At 50.0% G+C, this 16,789-nt stretch carries 13 protein-coding genes and 1 pseudogene; 4 read left to right on the top strand and 10 right to left on the bottom strand.

The features are described from left to right. Positions 1-27 precede the first annotated feature (27 nt). From MHH56_RS03025 to MHH56_RS03015, 3 genes are read right to left on the bottom strand one after another with little or no spacing between them, the layout of a single operon-like run. Positions 28-1,248, bottom strand: a complete 1,221-nt coding sequence (locus MHH56_RS03025) for an acetyl-CoA C-acyltransferase (RefSeq protein ID WP_339206528.1) — start codon at positions 1,246-1,248, stop codon at positions 28-30. A gap of 24 nt (positions 1,249-1,272) precedes the next feature. Beyond that, on the bottom strand, positions 1,273-3,714 hold the full coding sequence (locus tag MHH56_RS03020) for a 3-hydroxyacyl-CoA dehydrogenase NAD-binding domain-containing protein (protein WP_339206527.1): 2,442 nt from the start codon (positions 3,712-3,714) through the stop codon (positions 1,273-1,275). A gap of 31 nt (positions 3,715-3,745) precedes the next feature. After that, positions 3,746-5,920: a (Fe-S)-binding protein gene (locus MHH56_RS03015; RefSeq protein ID WP_339209479.1), complete on the bottom strand. Its 2,175-nt coding sequence runs from the start codon at positions 5,918-5,920 to the stop codon at positions 3,746-3,748. A 111-nt stretch (positions 5,921-6,031) separates the two neighbouring features. Between MHH56_RS03015 and MHH56_RS03010 the strand changes: the two genes are divergently transcribed. Next, positions 6,032-7,096 carry an electron transfer flavoprotein subunit beta/FixA family protein gene (locus MHH56_RS03010; RefSeq protein ID WP_339206526.1) on the top strand — a complete coding sequence of 355 codons (1,065 nt, stop codon included), beginning with the start codon at positions 6,032-6,034 and terminating at the stop codon, positions 7,094-7,096. Positions 7,097-8,205: 1,109 nt separating this feature from the next. After that, positions 8,206-9,197 (top strand): annotated as a pseudogene (locus MHH56_RS03005) (electron transfer flavoprotein subunit alpha/FixB family protein). Positions 9,198-9,461: 264 nt separating this feature from the next. Here MHH56_RS03005 and MHH56_RS03000 read toward each other — a convergent pair. From MHH56_RS03000 to MHH56_RS02975, 6 genes are all read right to left on the bottom strand, one after another. After that, the gene (locus tag MHH56_RS03000; RefSeq protein WP_339206525.1) at positions 9,462-10,133 is read right to left on the bottom strand and encodes an SOS response-associated peptidase; all 672 of its coding nucleotides are present in this window, start codon (positions 10,131-10,133) and stop codon (positions 9,462-9,464) included. A gap of 140 nt (positions 10,134-10,273) precedes the next feature. Beyond that, positions 10,274-11,125 (bottom strand): AraC family transcriptional regulator, encoded by an 852-nt coding sequence (locus MHH56_RS02995; RefSeq protein ID WP_076268619.1) that lies wholly within the window; start codon positions 11,123-11,125, stop codon positions 10,274-10,276. Between the two features lie 57 nt (positions 11,126-11,182). Further along, positions 11,183-11,392: a hypothetical protein gene (locus MHH56_RS02990; protein WP_339206524.1), complete on the bottom strand. Its 210-nt coding sequence runs from the start codon at positions 11,390-11,392 to the stop codon at positions 11,183-11,185. A gap of 207 nt (positions 11,393-11,599) precedes the next feature. Continuing rightward, on the bottom strand, positions 11,600-12,313 hold the full coding sequence (locus MHH56_RS02985) for a hypothetical protein (RefSeq protein ID WP_339206523.1): 714 nt from the start codon (positions 12,311-12,313) through the stop codon (positions 11,600-11,602). 25 nt (positions 12,314-12,338) lie between these two features. Continuing rightward, entirely contained in the window at positions 12,339-12,791 is a 453-nt protein-coding gene (locus MHH56_RS02980; protein ID WP_339206522.1) for a flavodoxin, read from the bottom strand. A gap of 31 nt (positions 12,792-12,822) precedes the next feature. Continuing rightward, positions 12,823-13,623 carry a hypothetical protein gene (locus MHH56_RS02975; RefSeq protein ID WP_339206521.1) on the bottom strand — a complete coding sequence of 267 codons (801 nt, stop codon included), beginning with the start codon at positions 13,621-13,623 and terminating at the stop codon, positions 12,823-12,825. Between the two features lie 597 nt (positions 13,624-14,220). Here MHH56_RS02975 and MHH56_RS02970 point away from each other — a divergent pair. Then, positions 14,221-14,679: an exosporium glycoprotein BclB-related protein gene (locus tag MHH56_RS02970; protein ID WP_339209478.1), complete on the top strand. Its 459-nt coding sequence runs from the start codon at positions 14,221-14,223 to the stop codon at positions 14,677-14,679. A 77-nt stretch (positions 14,680-14,756) separates the two neighbouring features. Here the strand turns inward: MHH56_RS02970 and MHH56_RS02965 are convergent, their stop codons facing one another. Beyond that, complete coding sequence (locus tag MHH56_RS02965; RefSeq protein ID WP_339206520.1) at positions 14,757-15,347, bottom strand: hypothetical protein; 591 nt, start codon at positions 15,345-15,347, stop codon at positions 14,757-14,759. Positions 15,348-15,469: 122 nt separating this feature from the next. Here MHH56_RS02965 and ilvA point away from each other — a divergent pair, with 122 nt between their 5' ends. Continuing rightward, positions 15,470-16,738, top strand: a complete 1,269-nt coding sequence (gene ilvA, locus MHH56_RS02960; protein WP_339206519.1) for a threonine ammonia-lyase IlvA — start codon at positions 15,470-15,472, stop codon at positions 16,736-16,738. Positions 16,739-16,789 lie beyond the last annotated feature (51 nt).

Below are 16,789 nucleotides of genomic sequence, written 5' to 3'. Positions count from 1 at the left end.
CCAAACTCCCTTATCCACCTGCCGACCTTATTGGTCTGAGTTATACACTTCAATTACGCCTGCTGCTCCCATACCTCCTCCTATACACATCGTGACAACGCCAATACCGCCGCCTCTGCGGCCAAGCTCATGAATAAGTGACACCGACAGCTTTGTTCCTGTACAACCAAGCGGATGTCCGAGTGCGATAGCCCCGCCGTTCACATTGACGATTTCAGGATTAATGCCAAGCTCCTTAATGATAGGGACGCACTGCGCCGCAAATGCTTCATTAAGCTCAAACAGATCGACCTGCTCAAGCGTAATTCCCGCTTTCTTAAGCGCTTTAGGCACGGCTTCAATGGGACCGATGCCCATAACCTCAGGAGCGACGCCAGCTACACTGAAACCGCGGAATACGGCGAGCGGACGATAGCCAAGCTCCTCCGCACGCGCCCTGCTCATCACGATTACCGCAGCTGCTCCATCGCTCATTTGGGACGTATTGCCCGCTGTAACCGTACCTTCTCTTGCAAAAGAGGGCTTGAGCGGCGCCAACGTCTGAACCGTCGTCTCCGGCCGGACGCCTTCATCTGTATCGAAAGTGATCACTTTCGACCATGGACGGCCAGCATCGTTCACGCCGGAGCGGCTTGTCGTTATTGGTACGATCTCAGCTTGGAAGCGTCCTGCTTCAATAGCTGCTGCCGCCTTGCGATGGCTGGATGCTGCAAACGCATCCTGCTCTTCACGCGTCACCCCATAACGGCGGGCAACCTCTTCTGCCGTATGTCCCATTCCCATATAAACCTCTGGCATCGCATCGACAATCGCAGGATGCGGCGACAGCCTGAAGCCTGTCATCGGCACATGGCTCATGCTCTCCACTCCGCCAGCAGCAATAACGTCCGCATCGCCAAGCCTAATTCGCTCCGCTGCATAGGCGATTGCTTGCAGGCCTGATGCGCAAAAGCGGTTAATCGTTACTGCTGGCGTCGTCACCGGCAATCCCGAATAAAGCGAGATCGTGCGCGCCATATTCAAGCCTTGTTCACCTTCGGGCATTGCGCAGCCAATGATGACATCCTCTATAAGCTCGGGCGACAAGCCGGGCAGACTCTCAAACGCACCTTGCAGCACAGCTCGCCCAAGATCCTCTGCCCTCGTCTCCGCAAGGCTCCCCTTTGATGCTTTGCCGACCGCCGTCCTCACCGCAGCAACGATAACGGCATCACGAGCGTGATCTTCAAACGGTGATGAAGCTGACATTTCACTCTCCCCCTTCGTTTTAGGCTAGTTGCGCAGCGGCTTGCCTGTCGCGAGCATATGGCTCATACGCTCCTGTGTCTTGCGCTCGCCGCATAGGCTGAGGAATGCTTCGCATTCCAAATCGAGCAAATATTGCTCGCTCACTTCAGCGCCCGGCTGAATGTCCCCGCCCGCGAGTACAGAACCAAGCTTGCCGGCGATAAGCGCGTCATGCTCACTAATATGGCCGCTAAGCTGCATCGCTTGCACCGCTACCTTAAGCACCGCTCTGCCTTCTCGTCCGGCAACGCGAATACGTTCCTCCGCTGGCGGCGAGTAGCCCGCCCGGTCCAGCTCCAGCACCGCCCGCTTCGCCTCGGCTATCCGTGCCTCCTGCCGCATAATGACCTTATCCTGCGGCCGCATCAGTCCCAAACGGCGCACCTCGTAGCCGCTGGTTGATGATTTGGCCAGCGCAATCGTCTCAAACAGCGCATTCAAATGCGGCTGCAGGTCTCCGCCTGGCTTGCCGCCATTCGCAATAAAGGCCCGTTCAGCTGCCATCGCAGCCGCTTCCTTGCAGCCCCCGCCCGCAGGAATAAGGCCAACTCCCGTTTCCACCAATCCAAAGTATGTCTCTGGCGAATAAATAATACGATCAGCAGGCAAGCATGCTTCTACTCCGCCGCCCAGCGTCATTCGGTGCGGAGCAGCTACGACAGGACGGTCAAGCCACTTAAGCCCTAGCATACTGCTCTGGAAGAAACGAATAATATCCTCCACTTCATCCCATTCGCCGCTTTGCGCCTCCATTAATAGCAGCATCAGGTTTGCTCCTACACAGAAGTTTCGCCCTTCATTCGCTATAACAAGCCCCCGCCAATTTAGAGACACCTCCTCTGTGCTTTGACGAATCGCCGATAAAATATCACCCCCGATGGCATTGTTAGGCGAATGGAATTCCAGCAGTACAACGTCATCGCCAATATCGATTAGACTAGCGCCTGAGGTGGACAATACCGTTTTTCCGGCAGCCTTTAATGCCGTTAAGGAAACCGAATCTGCTTCCTCCACTTCCCTCTTGTATGCTCCGCTTGCAGCATAAACCCGCTCCGTTCCCTCCACCTTATAGAAGCTTTCATGTCCGGCTGCTAGCCAAGCCGCCACCCACTCTGGGATCGCATCGCCCTCCTTCTGCATTTGCTGCACCGATTTGCGAAGCCCTATCGCATCCCACAGCTCGAACGGTCCAAGCTCCCAGTTAAAGCCCCAGCGCATTGCGCGGTCGATATCCGAGATCGAATCCGCAATGACACCGACTTGTGCCGCTGCATACAGCAGTGTTTTTTTGATAGTGGACCATGCAAATTTAGCGTAGCGGTCCTGCGGGTCTGTGCGAAGCAGCGCCTTCACTTTTGCCGCCGCACCCTTCGCAGCCTTAGACGCATCAATAACAGGGGAGTTGACTGACCGCTTAGGCCCATACTCGAGCGTATCCAGCTTAAGCGATTCAATCTCACTGCCTCCTTTCCCCTTCACCTTTCGGTAAAAACCCGCACCCGTTTTCTCACCTAGCCGTCCCGATGCTGCAAGCTTCTCAAGCAGGGGCGGCCTTGCAAAAACCTTTTGCTCCGCTGGATCGCTGCTCCGCTCCCGCACATTATCCACGACATGCAGCAGCGTATCCAACCCAACCAAATCGAGCATGCGCAGTGTCGCCGTCTTCGGCCTTCCCATCGCCGGACCGGTCAAGGCATCTGTTTCCTCTACCGTCAGCCCAAATGCCAGCGTATCCTCAAGCGTAACCAGCATGCCGTAAGTGCCAATTCGGTTCGCAATGAAGTTAGGCGTATCCTTCGCCAGTACGACTCCCTTGCCAAGCCGCTTCTCGCAAACCTCCGTCAACAGCTGAATAACCTCGGATGTGGTGTCTTCGGTAGGCACGATCTCAACAAGCTTCATATACCGCGGCGGGTTGAAAAAATGGGTTACCGCAAAATGCTGCCGAAACTCCTTGCTCCTCCCCTCTGCCATGGACGCCGCTGATAATCCCGACGTATTCGTAGAAACGATGCTGCCTAGGCGGCGTGCGGCTTCAACCTTTGCAAGCACATCACATTTAATGTCGAGCCGCTCCACAACCGCTTCTACAATCCAGTCTGCCTCGCCCAGCAGCTCTAGATGATCGGTCAAATTACCCGGAGTAATGCGTGATGACCAAGCTGGATCGTAGAGCTGGGCGGGTTGTGACTTGCCCATTTTTGCTATCGCCGCATTTGCGAGCCGATTGCGCACCTTGGCATCAGAGAGCGTAAGCCCCTGTCGTTCTTCCTCTGCCGTCAGCGAATGCGGAACAATGTCCAGCAGCGTCACTCGCATCCCCGCATTGGCTAAATGTGCAGCGATGCCGGCCCCCATTACGCCGGAGCCGATCACTGCGGCTCTGCGAATCGTACTTGAGTTATTTTGCGATGCTTGTGTCGTCATAGCCTCCTCCTCCTTTTTGACAAACAGCGGCTTATTCGCCAAAAACACTTTCGGCAAGCAGCTCAGCCACATCACGTGCGATGACCTTCTCATCCGCGCCCAGCGCCTTTAAACCATCCTCCATCATCGTTAGGCAGTAGGGGCAAGCAGAGCTGATAACCGATGGTTTCACTTCAAGTGCCTGAGCGGTTCGAGCATGGTTGATGCGAGTTCCAGAATGCTCCTCCATCCACATGAGACCGCCCCCCGCCCCGCAGCACATGCCGTTTGAGCCCGAGCGCTCCATCTCTTCAATCGATACGCCTGGAATGGAGCGAAGCAGGCTGCGCGGCGCTTCATACGTATCGTTGTAACGGCCGAGGTAACAAGAATCATGTACGGTTACTCGCTCCTCAATCTTATGCTCCGGCTTCAATAAACCTTCCTCAAGCAGGCGAGAGAGCATTTCGGTATGATGCTCCACGAGGATGCTAGGACTAAGACCGAAGTCAGGATATTCATTTTTGAACGTGTTATACGTATGGGGGCAAGCGGTCACGATTTGTGTAACGCCATATTTGTTAAGCGTTTCTATATTCTCGCGGCATAGCTCTTGGAAAAGCAGTTCATTGCCGATTCGTCTAGCTGTATCGCCTGAGCTTTTTTCCTCCAATCCCAGCGTAGCGAAGTTGATTCCCGCATGATCCAGCAGCCTAACCACATCGTACAAAACACGGCGGCTTCGCATGTCATACGCACCCATCGATCCCGCCCAGAGCAGCACATCTGCTTTTTTGCCCTGCTTCTTCAGCTCCTGCATCGTAGGCACTTGAATGCCGGTTCTGCTCTCGCAATCGTTAATCCAAGCCGCCCGCTCGGCACGCGGCAAGCCCCAAGGATTGCTTTGCCGCTCGATGTTTTGCAGCGCGCGCTGCCCGTCAGACGGCAGCCTCCCTTCCATCAGCACCAAGTAACGGCGCATATCGATAATTTTGTCGACATGCTCATTGCCAACCGGGCATTGCTCCTCGCAATTCCGGCAGGTCGTACATGCCCAAAGCTCCTCCTCGGTCAACACCTCGCCGATCAGCTCGACCTCCTCTGGTTTAGCACTCTCTTTTATATTCCATGCCCCAGCCTGCGCAGCCATGGTTGGCGCTATGTTTGTGCCCCATTCGGATTCAGCTTCCCAAGCAGGAAGCACCGCTCCCATCACATGGGCATGAGGCTCACGCGATTTCGAATGCAGCAGGCTGGCTGGAAGCCATGGTGACTTGGACGTTATGGCAGCGCCTTTTTCGGTCAAATGATCCCTCAGCTTCACAATAAGATGCATCGGCGAGAGCAGCTTGCCGGTGCTCGATGCCGGACAAACATTCGTACAGCGGCCGCATTCCACGCATGCATACAAATCTAGCATCTGTTTTTGCGAGAAATGCTCAACCTTCCCTGCGCCAAAGGACTCCGCTTCCTCATCCTCTAGGTTAAGCGGCACAAGTCGGCCGGGAGGCGTGCTGCGTCTGAACCAAAGATTCACAGGCGCTGTCAATAAATGAAAATGCTTTGATTGCGGCACGTACACAAGGAAGCTAAGCAGAACCAGAAGATGCAGCCACCAAAACAATTCAAACCCTGCATGGGCTGCTGTGCTTTGCGGCTGTACACCTGCACTCTCAAGCATAGTGGCCAATGGAGCGCTCACTGGTGCGAACTTCGCCTCAACGATGGCTGCAGTGGACCCATGCACCAAAGCATTCTGGCCCATGCGCACTTCCGCAGCCAATCGCTCGAATGCTAATGAGAATAAAACAGTCAGCATCAACGAGCCAATAAACCACATAACGAGTGAAGGTTTCCACCCCCGCTTAAGCCGCGGGAGCCGTTCCCCATAACGCCGGAAAGCACCGTACAGCACAGCTGCAAAAACGAGTGTAACGCTCATCTCCTGCGTCAGCGAGAACCAATTATAATAGGGCAGCGGCAGCGGTACACCTTGGTTCAGCCCTTTCCAAACCAAGTCCGCCGCACCAAACTGAAGCACAATAAAGCCATAAAAATAAACCAAATGCATCACGCCGCTTCTCACATCGTTCAGCAGCTTACGATGGCCTAGCACTTGTGAGGTAAAGCCGGATTTACTGCCTGACTTGCGTCGATACCGCGAAAAAACCGCCGGCACCCCAAGCCTCATATACAAGATGCGCCGCTGTACAACCATTGCGAACATGGTAATAGCAAACAACACAACCGCCGCGAATAATGCCCATCTTCCCCCTATCAACCATTGATCTACATTCCTAAGTGCCAAAAAAGATGGCATACGCCCCGCCTCCCTTATATGCCGGCTATAAAACCGAGCACCTACGCGCGCAGTAGTCGGACAAGTATTGAAGCGCTTACAAAAATAGCCGCGGTGCTCCATGTATATGAGCTTTCGGCCTTGAACATGCCGCACAGCGGGCAATTGCAGGGCGGTCTATTCAATTCCAAGACAGCATATCCTAGCACTGATGGACAGTGTCAACAAATTAGCGGTACAAGTGAGGGAGCTTCTATGCTGAAAATAGTTGTGCTTCTCAAGCAAACGTTCGATACCGAGGAAAAAATCATTGTAACACCCGCTGGCGTTGACGAAAGAGACGCCAAATTTGTAATCAATCCCTACGATGAATACGCACTCGAGGAAGCCATTCGCCAGCGTGAGCAGCTCGGCGGCGAGGTCATCGTGATCACCTGCGGTGCCGAGCGCTCGCAAGAGGTGCTCCGAACCGCTCTGGCTATCGGAGCAGATGAAGCTATTCGGCTTGATAGCGCAGATTTGTCCGATGACAGCTCAGCCGTCGCTGCTGCTCTTGCTGCCGTAATTAGGCCGCTCGCCCCTGATTTGCTGCTAGCCGGCTTGTTTGCAGTAGACAGCGGCGCTGGCAGCGTTGCTTTGCAAATTGCCGAGCTGCTTCACCTGCCTCATGCAGCTTCAGCTGTGAAGGTCACCATCTTAACTGCTGGGGAGCTTGGCTCCCTGCCTGCCGATGGTCTTCTCAGCTCACCTACTGCTGGGGGCGCTGAGCGTTACGCATTAGTTGAGCGCGATGTTGAAGGAGATACCGAAACGGTATCGATTCCACTCCCTGCGCTCATTACCGCTCAGCAAGGACTAAACGAGCCGCGTTATCCGTCGCTGCCAGGCATTATGAAAGCGAAGCGCAAGCCGCTTCGCACAATAACGGCTGCTGAGCTGATCGCCAGTGGCGAGCTTTCACTTGAAAGCGTATCGCCTCGCACGGCACGTACGCAGCTGCTCCCGCCGCCTCCGCGCGCAGCGGGCAAACGGCTCCCCGGCGACCCGGCCGAGCAAGCCGCAGCTCTTGTGTCTCTGCTGCGAGAGGAAGCGAAACTTCTTTGAGTTCGTGACTATTTTATAGTTGGGAGCTGTAAGGGGTAGTGGGGTTGGGGATGTTGGATCTAAAGCTGAGCGCGCCAGTGGCGAGCTTTCACTAGAAAGCGAGTTTCGCCACACACTGAGTACACGCAGCTCCCCCCTCCACCTCCGTGCACTGCGGGGAAATTGGCTTCCCGGCGAGTCGGCCCAGCAAGCAGCAGCACTTGTCTCGCCCCTGCAGGAGCAAGGACAGCTTCTATAGGAACATGACTTATTTAATGTAGTTGGAATGTTCAGGGGGAGTGGAGTTGGGCTGGGGGATTTAGGTAGTGGAGTAGGTAGTAAATTTGTGTTGAGGCATGTTGGTATTGGGCAGGTAGTGGATTTGCGCTGAGGGATGTAGATAGTGGAGCTGCTAGTGGACGTGTGCTGAGGAATCTAGATAGTGGAGCAGAAATGATGCAGAGGCTTTAACATGAACTGAATAGTTACTGGTTACTAGACAATATAGTTAGTTTTTTTGTTGATAGAGTGGCTCATAATCAAAAGCAGTGCTTGACTAACATTGGACTTTGGTAATTAATCAAACCTTACAATTAACGGACATCAGATACCTTATTTGCTGAAAAACCTTCTATTTCTCGATCTAACGGACATAGGTGCCCTTATTTCATAAAATATCGAGCGTTTGGGTGCCATTTAGGGTAAATAACGGCTCTCATGTCCGTTAAATTGTAATTTAGCCCTTAAATACAAAAATAACGGATCTCATGTCCGTTAGAATGTAATTTATGCCCCTAAATGCAGAAACAACGGCTCTCATGTCCGTTAAAAAGTAATTTTTGCCCCTAATTACAGAAGTAGCGGCTTTCATATCCGTTAAAAGTAATTTATGCCCCTAAATGCAGAAACAACGGCTCTCATGTCCGTTAGAATGTATTTTCGGGTTAACCCCCGAAATTCAGAAATAGTGGCTTTCATGTTCGTTAGAGAGTAATTAACCACTAAATTCACAAATAGCGGCTCTAATGTCCGTTAAGACGATGCCTAAACAGATCAAGCACTGATTATAGAGCTGAACGCATAAAGAGCTACGCTTATTCGTAAAAGCTGTGGAAGAGGAGCTGTATCCTATGTCCAAAACCATTCTCGTATTTGCAGAAAGCCGGAATGGCGCGCTGCGCCGAGTGGCGCTCGAGGCACTCGGCGCAGCGCGCGGCTCGCAGGCAAGGACGGCCATGTCCACGCCGTCCTTGCCTGCTTCGGCGGTGCGGCGGATGAAGCCGCCGCACTGATCGCGCGGGGCGCGGACGTCGTGCATATCGCCGACGATCCGGCCCTTCACGCCTTTGCGCCCGAGGCGTACATCGCCGCCCTCGGCGCAGCCATAACTGCGGTGCGGCCGGACGCGCTATTGCTCGGCCACACCGCTTTGGGGCGCGAGCGCGCGCCCCGAGTGGCCGCTGCCCATGGCGCCGGCCACATCGCTGACGTCATTGCCATCGAAATATCTGACGATGGCAATGACGTCTTATTTACCCGCCCGCTCTACGCCGGCAAGGCGTTCGAGCGGCGCAGCTTTGTTTCGGGCGCGACGTGGGTCATCACAGTGCGCCCGAACAACCTGCCGGCGGCAGAACCCCTTGACGCCGCTGAAATAAAGGGCACCGCAGCGGAGCTGCCGTTCACGGTGCCGCCGCTTTATACCGCCGTGCGCAGCCTTGTGCGCCGCGCCGGCGGGCAGCTTGATCTTGCCGAAGCCGACGTCGTCGTATCCGGCGGCCGAGGCGTTCGCAGCGCAGCAGGCTTTGAGCCGCTGCAAGCGATGGCAGCAGCGCTCGGCGGCGCAGTCGGCGCCTCACGCGGCGCATGCGATGCCGGCTACTGTGATTATGCCCTCCAAATCGGGCAAACTGGTAAAGTTGTTACACCTCAGCTCTATATTGCCTGCGGAATCAGCGGCGCTATTCAACATCTGGCGGGTATGAGCCAATCTCGCGTCATTGTCGCTATCAATAAAGACCCCGATGCACCTATTTTCAGCGTTGCTGATTATGGCATCGTAGGCGATTTATTCGAGGTCGTTCCGCTATTAACAACAGAGCTCCAACGCGCTCGTGCTTAATTGTTCTAGTGTTCATCTAATTGCCTCTCACCCGCATCGCGCTTAAATGTCCTAGTTTTCATCTAATTGCCTCTCACCCGAATCGTGCTTAGAGCTTTTTCACCAAAGTTGATTCCATCTACAACCAACTAAATCATTATGTACCTGATTCAAACACCTAACCCCGCCCACTAAAAAACCAAAAAAGGCGTCTACCCTGTTTCGGCCACATACAGAGCCGAGTCAGAGATAGGACGCCTTTTTGGTTAACTCACTTCATTTTACCTAAGCAAAATCAGGACGGATTTCACGGATGCAATCCGGCGATTCGTACAGATCATCATGCACCGCATTCGTTACCGGGTAGGCGCGCATGAGATAAGTGTCCATAGCCTCTAAATGTTTCCGCAATCCACTGAATTCGGTAATACGCGGATTGAGCCAATCTTCCATGCCCTCTTCGTCCAAAATAACCGGAACTCGAGGCTGCCACACCGACATCGCTCCTGACGAAGCTGCGGTAATCATAGTGAAGGCGCGCACTTCTTTGCCGCTCACGTTTTTCCAGCAGTCGTAAATGCCCGCTATGCCAAAAAGCTGCTGGCTTGGAACAACGATGTGCATCGCCCTCGGATCACGCTCTTTGCCGAATTGTTTCTGACCAAAAAAGCCGCTGCATGGCAGCACACATCTTTGTCTGCGAAGCATTCTTTCTAAGAAAGGCTTCTCGGACAACGTCATATGATCTGCATTAACCGCATCCTTTGCCCAAAAAGGAAACAGCCCCCATCTCGATTCCTCCATCGTCCGCTGATCAAATCGATCATTCATGACAATCGAAACCATCTGAGTCGGAGCTGCATTAAATCGGTTTGTGTGCCCCCGAATTACTTTTCCTACCTGAAACATATCCACTATATCGCCAATATCAGCTGTTAACGAAAACCGTTCAATCATCGCGACCACCCTTTACACGTTGTTGAATCCAGTTTTTGTTAAAGTCGCGATATTTATGCAACGTTTATAGTCAGAAAATTAGAAAGACCTAAACAACAGCTTTCCGAAAATAGTTCCTCTACTCTTCAAAATCCGCCCGTCTACATCGTAAATCTTTTTCGGAATTTAAGAGGGGGCATTCCCGTATGGGATGCAAACAGCCTTGAGAAATGCGGCGTCTGCCGGAATCCCGTTTCCTCTGCTACTTTTGCAATCGTCCAATCTGTCTTAATAAGCAGCAGCTTTGCTTGATCGAGTCTATAATAAAGCAAATATTGCTGCGGCGTACAATCAAAAACCTCACTCATGCAGCGAGTAATATAATTCGTATGTAATTGAAGCACATCACTCAGCATCGTGTTGCTGATTGGTGAACGATAATTCAGCTTTAAGTACGCAGCCGCACGCTCTGCTACCGATACGGCAGCTTTAGCTGCATCCGAGCGCCAGCCTTCGTCCAGCATTTGAAGCAAATGCAGAAACCGCTGCTGCCGATCCCAGAACGCGCCATGTGACGAGCCTTTGGAAGCCTCATGCAATTGCGAGAAAATAAGACTCGCTTCATCCGTGTAGGTAAGCTTCATTTGTTTAGGCAGACGAATGGCATAAGTGTAGTAATCCCCTCTAAGCGATCCACTTTGATTGCCTACCGTCTCCTCCCAAGCGCCTACTGTTTGAAAATGAATCCAATCAAACACAGTCTCTTCCTCGCATGGACGTGTAGAATAATGCCAGCGGTCCGGCCTTAAAATAAGCACATCTCCAGGACCGAGCGTCCATCTGCGATTATCCTCTGCTACATGCAGTGCACCCTTGTTCACATACAACAAATCAAATACGCCGAGGTTCGTCCGATTCGGATGCTCCTCGCCCGCACGATAAACCAAACGGTTGGATTCTATGAAAAATGGCAATGGTGGTGAACGAAACGTTAGTAATAGCTCCTCTGACAACCTAATCTCTCTCCTTCTAAAGTTTTGCATAGCAAAACTTACTTCGTAAGCACTAGCTTAGTTTTGCGCAGCATAACTTTCTTCGTAAGCATGAGCTTTGTTTTGCATAGCAAAACTTTCTTCGTACTCATAAGCTTTGCTTTGCTCAGCAAAACCCTCTTCATAAACATTAATCCAGTTTTTGCTCAGCAAAACTCTCTTCATAAGCATTAATCCAGTTTTGCATAGCAAAGCCTGCCATCCGCCTATGCTCAATTTACCTAGCAAAACTTGCCTCAAAAAGCATACGCTTACTTTTTCATAGTAAAATAAACTTCACAATTAATAATCATGTGTAAATGTGCAAAAAATGACTACTGCTCATGTTACTTGAAAACCATTTCATTTGTCTACAACAAAAGAAATCCCCCACCATTCCGCTTCCGGAAATGACTTGGGGGATTTGCAAATTTTGTATTATTTTCAGCAGTAATATCACATAACCAATTGCACATCCGAGCCTGGATTAACCTTAAAGAAATCTACTTCCGGCAGCAAGCTTTTGACCAAAAACATATAATCATAAGAAAGCTCAAGCGATTGCTCGTCAGGCACGAACACGACCTGCTTACCGCTTAAAAGGGAGAACACTTCGATTCGGTCAGGGAGCTTCGCGAATGCGCTCATACAAAATACCGATGTCATATGAAAATATAGATTAAGAGCATCTTCATCTGTGTCTACCGCTAGCTTTTGAACAATATAATGATCAATCGAAGCCTCTTGCTCGGCAGAAACCAAATGAAAGATTTGTGAAATCTCCAAATCGAGCTCCTCTACATAAGCCGTCATTTGCTCATAAAATATAATCGGCATACTCGGTGCTCCACCTCCAAGCAAGAAGGCTGCCAAATGCTCCTTAATCGTTTGCTTCATTTGCAAGAAATGCTCGTCGGAATGAAATTTATAATTGCGATTCGTCCACCAAGTCTCAACGGAAGTATGTATCGTTTCTACTCCGCGTGTCTCTTTGGACTGACGATAAAAGTCGTTTACCGTGTGGCTGGCTGCATATTGAACAAGCTGCCGCCAATTCACATCACTTTCCTGCTTGCGATCGGACTTTCTTCGAGCGAACCGTTCGGGGCAACGCAGCAGCTCTTCTAGCTTATAGTCTTCAACTCTCAAAATCGCTGGCAACTGCTCCATTACAAAGTCCGCCTTTCTCGTTCCACTATCCGGCTACCGCTACAAGACCCGCAATTTGGCGTCCTAATCTTCTTCCTTGCTCTTTCTCTTCTTCTGACGCGTTATATTCAAATTTAATGCACTCGCCCACAATTTCTGCGCCGAGCTCCTTCAGCTTCGCTTCAATTGTATCTACAGCGCCGCAATAGATTGGGTATGAAGTATCACCTGAGCCAAATACGGCTGCTTTCTTGCCGCTAAGATCAAGTCCATCCATTTCTTCGAAGAAATCGAGAAATTCATCCGGCAGCTCACCGTTTCCCCATGTGTACGCGCCTATAATAATCGCGTCATAATGATTCAGCTCATCCGCAGTGGCATCGAAGGCCTCTTTAGAAACAACCTCGGCACCCGCTTCCTTAGCTCCTTCTACTATCGCCTCGGCCATTTCTTCTGTATTTCCGGTCATGCTAGCATACACCACAAGTATTTTGGGCATCTTTTTTTCCTCCGCTTTCTATTTTTTGTCGTTAGACATTTATCGTTTGAATGCCTTGGAAAAGCGTAGCGAGATACAGATTTCCATCTTGCATATCAATATCTGTTACAGGATAACCAAGTTTAACGGATAGTAGAGTTACTTGATTACACAAATAAGTAAGCTGGAATAATCCGCGATCCGTACATACATAAACCTCATTGCCCTTCGCCTGTACAGAAAAAATAAAACGTTTGCCGAATCTTATCCGGTCAAATCTTCCTTTTTTATCGCCAATAAACAGCTCGCCTTGATCGCTCGTTCCAATTAAGTGGCCTCTGAATACCGCTAAGCTTGTTACACTTGCACCCAGCTCAAAATGAGCCCAATCATCCATAAAACGATCATATAAAGAGATGCCGCTCTCATGTGAAATAATCAAATATTGAGGCAAATTCATAAAATCATATACACGTTTATCTTGGCATGCTATTTGCTCCCATTTGGAGCTGGCTTTGGACCAAAGCCCATATTCCGTTGCAACGTAGCTGCTTCCACCAATCTTGCGATACTGATAACTAGGAATCAATATGCCATCATTGACCCATGCTTCTCCGTTCCATTCATATAAGCCGCTGCTTGAGCAGGCATGCAGCAAATCATGCTGCAATTGCAGCCGATTTACATTAGTCTGGTCTTTCATGCCTTGATCAAGCTTCTTCCATTCTCCTTCAGCATCGATTTGGTAAATCCCGTGACCGACTGAAGCGGCATACAAGCTATCAGCTCCTGCTTTAACGGACGAGAAGGGAAAGAGCAGCCAATTCCAAGGCTTGCTCGTTTCAGTCTGCATGTCTCTCACTCCTAAAAAATAATCGTTATATCGTTATCCATTCACTAATAATGCAATATGTTTCGTTTCTTATAAGGTGTTATTGGGGATGTCTATCCAAACTCTTTCATGGCAGTAGTAAAAGAACAACACCACCTAGTGATAATGATTATCACTTTCGTATACATGATAACCATTCTCAGTGACAATGTCAATCCTGTTCTTCATTTATTCTTCATTCATTCTTTTCTACTTCTCTATCATTTAGTAGTTGATCATCCATCCCATACAAACACACATTTCCGCAAATATAGTTGAAGGACTATGACCATAGCAGATAGATACCCAATCAATAGATAGAGTACAGCCGTATAATAAGGCATCTAACAAGTAGGTGTTTTCGCTGAGTCATTATTATTACAAGAAGCGTTGTGTCAGAAAACCGACTGCAGGCTGCAGTCCAAGAAGGAAGAAACACGATGACAAAATAATTGTTGTTAAGAAAAAAATTATATCTCAAAGAGTTAAAGTCGTAGCTGAGCGAGGAGAAGAAGGCCACAAAGGCAGAAGAGGACCACAAGGTCCACAAGGTCCACAAGGTCCACAAGACCTCAAGGAATAGCTGGTCCTACAGGTGCAACAGGGCCTGCAGGTTCCTCCGCTATAGGCGTTAGTATTCTTGGTGGAATAATCGACCTCACAGGCGCTGCAGGAACACTTCTCAACTTTGCTTTCCCTGTGCCGCGCAATGGTACGATCACTTCTCTTGCAGCTTACTTCAGTACAACAGTAGCGCTTTCACTTGTCGACTCTACAGTAACTATTACTGCCCAGCTTTACCAGTCAACGACACCAAACAATTCGTTTACTGCAGTTCCAGGCGCTGTTGTAACATTAGCTCCTCCACTTACCGGTGTTCTGGCTCTAGGTACTATTAGCAGCGGCATTACTCCAGGTTTATCTATTCCTGTTACTGCTGGAACACGCCTTCTTCTTGTCTTCTCTGCTACAGCTACTGGTGTATCACTTGTCAATGTTGTAGCTGGCTATGCTAGCGCTGGATTAGGCATCTCTTAAAAAACGAAATTATGAAAAACGACAGATTAAGGATTCGTCCTTAATCTGTCGTTTTCTTTTCCAAGATTCATCGTTCATTACAGCTTTAATTGAATTTGGAGCTTGAAACGAATTTTTATCTGATTATTCTCGAACTGTACATCTCTCACCGTTACAACATCCTGCGCCGGCAAATCTAGCGGAATGACGATCGTTTCTAGCATACTTAGCGGCAGCTGAATAGCTTTGACAGAGAGCGATTGGGGTTTAAGAATAATGTTTGGAGACTCCCAGTCCAGTGAATATACCGCATCCAGTCTTGCAGGGATTTTGTTTTTATAGATAATATTCATTTGTGCGATCAGCCTGTTCTCTTCGAGGTCAAAGTTTGCCCCGTCCAGATGAATAGCCTTCGTAATTTCTTGATGAGTGGATTCTGGTCTGCTGATGGCAAGCTCGTCTTTCATATTCATTTTGATCAAATGGTTAATATCGGATTCCGTGAGGACGAGCTCCAGCTTCATCTTTTTGACCATATCCAGTGCCTTCTCTTTCACATTAATCGGCGCATAGCTCATGTCCAGCGGCTCATCCGGTGCAATGTACGACAGAAACCACCATAGTGCGCCGCCAAGCAGCAAAAGAATAACAATGAAGCTCATTAGAAGTCTTTTTAAGGTTTTTCCCATGTGAATCCTCTCCTTGCTATACAGATAAACGATTTCTATTACGCCAACTCATAATGATAGTGCTATAATGAATCCAATCATTTTTACTGTTGATCAAAAAAATGCCGAGAGGATGGTCACCTATGAACACAAATCCTATACCGCTGCATCGTATTGGGCTTGAAGAAATCGTTCAAGCTCAAATGCACTTAAAGGATATCATTACACGAACACCACTTCAACATAACCGTGTGCTGTCCGAGCGGTTTGGATGTCATGTTCTTCTAAAACGAGAGGACATGCAAATCGTTCGTTCCTTCAAAATACGCGGAGCGTACCATATGATGCGTTCTCTGTCACCAGAAACGCTCGCTAAAGGGGTGGTTTGCGCCAGCGCCGGCAACCATGCGCAAGGCGTAGCCTACTCGTGCCAAACACTTGGCATCCCCGGCAAAATATACATGCCCAGCACAACTCCTCGCCAGAAGGTGACGCAGGTTAACTTTTTTGGCGGATCGCAAGTAGAAGTCATCCTTACAGGAGACACCTTTGACGATGCTTATGCCGAAGCAGTCGCAGAGAGCAATCGCAATGGCCTGGCCTTCGTACACCCCTTTGACGATCCCAAAATCATCGCAGGAAACGGAACGGTAGGACAAGAATTAATGGAAGCCGCGGATACCGTACCTGACTTCGTATTCGTGACCGTCGGCGGTGGCGGGCTTGCAGCCGGCGTCTCATCTTATGTAAAAATCGTCTCACCGACAACAAAGGTAATTGGCGTGGAGCCGGAAGGCGCGCAATCACTAAGAGCATCGCTTGATGCAGGTGAAGTCGTTACCCTTGATCAAATTGAGAAATTCGTCGATGGCGCAGCTGTTAAACGTATCGGTGATTTATCATTTGAGCTATGCAGAGACCTGCTTGACGATGTTATTTCCGTGCCTGAAGGAAAAGTGTGTACGACGATGCTCGATTTGTATAATGAGAATGCCATCGTAGCCGAGCCGGCTGGCGCACTGCCCATCGCTGCGCTAGAAGCATATCGCGATCAAATTCAAGGCAAGACGGTCGTCTGTGTCGTTAGCGGCGGCAATAATGATGTCGATCGGATGCAGGAAATCAAAGAACGTTCTCTCATCTATGAGGGCTACAAGCATTACTTTATGGTCAGCTTCCCGCAGCGCGCAGGAGCGCTACGTGAATTTCTCGACAGCGTGCTTGGTCCTAATGATGATATTACACGATTCGAGTACACCAAAAAATCAAACAAAGACAACGGACCCGCACTCGTCGGCATCGAGCTTACGCACCGTGAGGATTACGATCCGCTCGTTGCTCGCATGAGCAAGAAGGGCTTTCAATTTCTTGAGCTGAACAAGGACCCTGTTTTGTTTAACTTGTTGATTTGATCGGCAAGATGTGAATAAGATACGCCCCGTATCCATGAATGGATACGGGGC

Source organism: Paenibacillus sp. FSL K6-3182, assembly GCF_037976325.1.
Lineage (GTDB): Bacteria > Bacillota > Bacilli > Paenibacillales > Paenibacillaceae > Pristimantibacillus.
The sequence above is the reverse complement of the archived record's forward strand: the minus strand, read 5'-3'. Positions and strand labels throughout refer to the sequence as shown.

What these genes read in the sequence shown, in the direction of transcription:
- MHH56_RS03025 (WP_339206528.1), bottom strand. Translation starts at nt 1,248, where the DNA reads ATGTCAGCTTCATCACCGTTTGAAGATCACGCTCGTGATGCCGTTATC.
- MHH56_RS03020 (WP_339206527.1), bottom strand. Translation starts at nt 3,714, where the DNA reads ATGACGACACAAGCATCGCAAAATAACTCAAGTACGATTCGCAGAGCC.
- MHH56_RS03015 (WP_339209479.1), bottom strand. Translation starts at nt 5,920, where the DNA reads ATGTTCGCAATGGTTGTACAGCGGCGCATCTTGTATATGAGGCTTGGG.
- MHH56_RS03010 (WP_339206526.1), top strand. Translation starts at nt 6,032, where the DNA reads ATGCCGGCTATAAAACCGAGCACCTACGCGCGCAGTAGTCGGACAAGT.
- MHH56_RS03000 (WP_339206525.1), bottom strand. Translation starts at nt 10,133, where the DNA reads ATGATTGAACGGTTTTCGTTAACAGCTGATATTGGCGATATAGTGGAT.
- MHH56_RS02985 (WP_339206523.1), bottom strand. Translation starts at nt 12,313, where the DNA reads ATGGAGCAGTTGCCAGCGATTTTGAGAGTTGAAGACTATAAGCTAGAA.
- MHH56_RS02980 (WP_339206522.1), bottom strand. Translation starts at nt 12,791, where the DNA reads ATGCCCAAAATACTTGTGGTGTATGCTAGCATGACCGGAAATACAGAA.
- MHH56_RS02975 (WP_339206521.1), bottom strand. Translation starts at nt 13,623, where the DNA reads ATGCAGACTGAAACGAGCAAGCCTTGGAATTGGCTGCTCTTTCCCTTC.
- MHH56_RS02965 (WP_339206520.1), bottom strand. Translation starts at nt 15,347, where the DNA reads ATGGGAAAAACCTTAAAAAGACTTCTAATGAGCTTCATTGTTATTCTT.
- ilvA (WP_339206519.1), top strand. Translation starts at nt 15,470, where the DNA reads ATGAACACAAATCCTATACCGCTGCATCGTATTGGGCTTGAAGAAATC.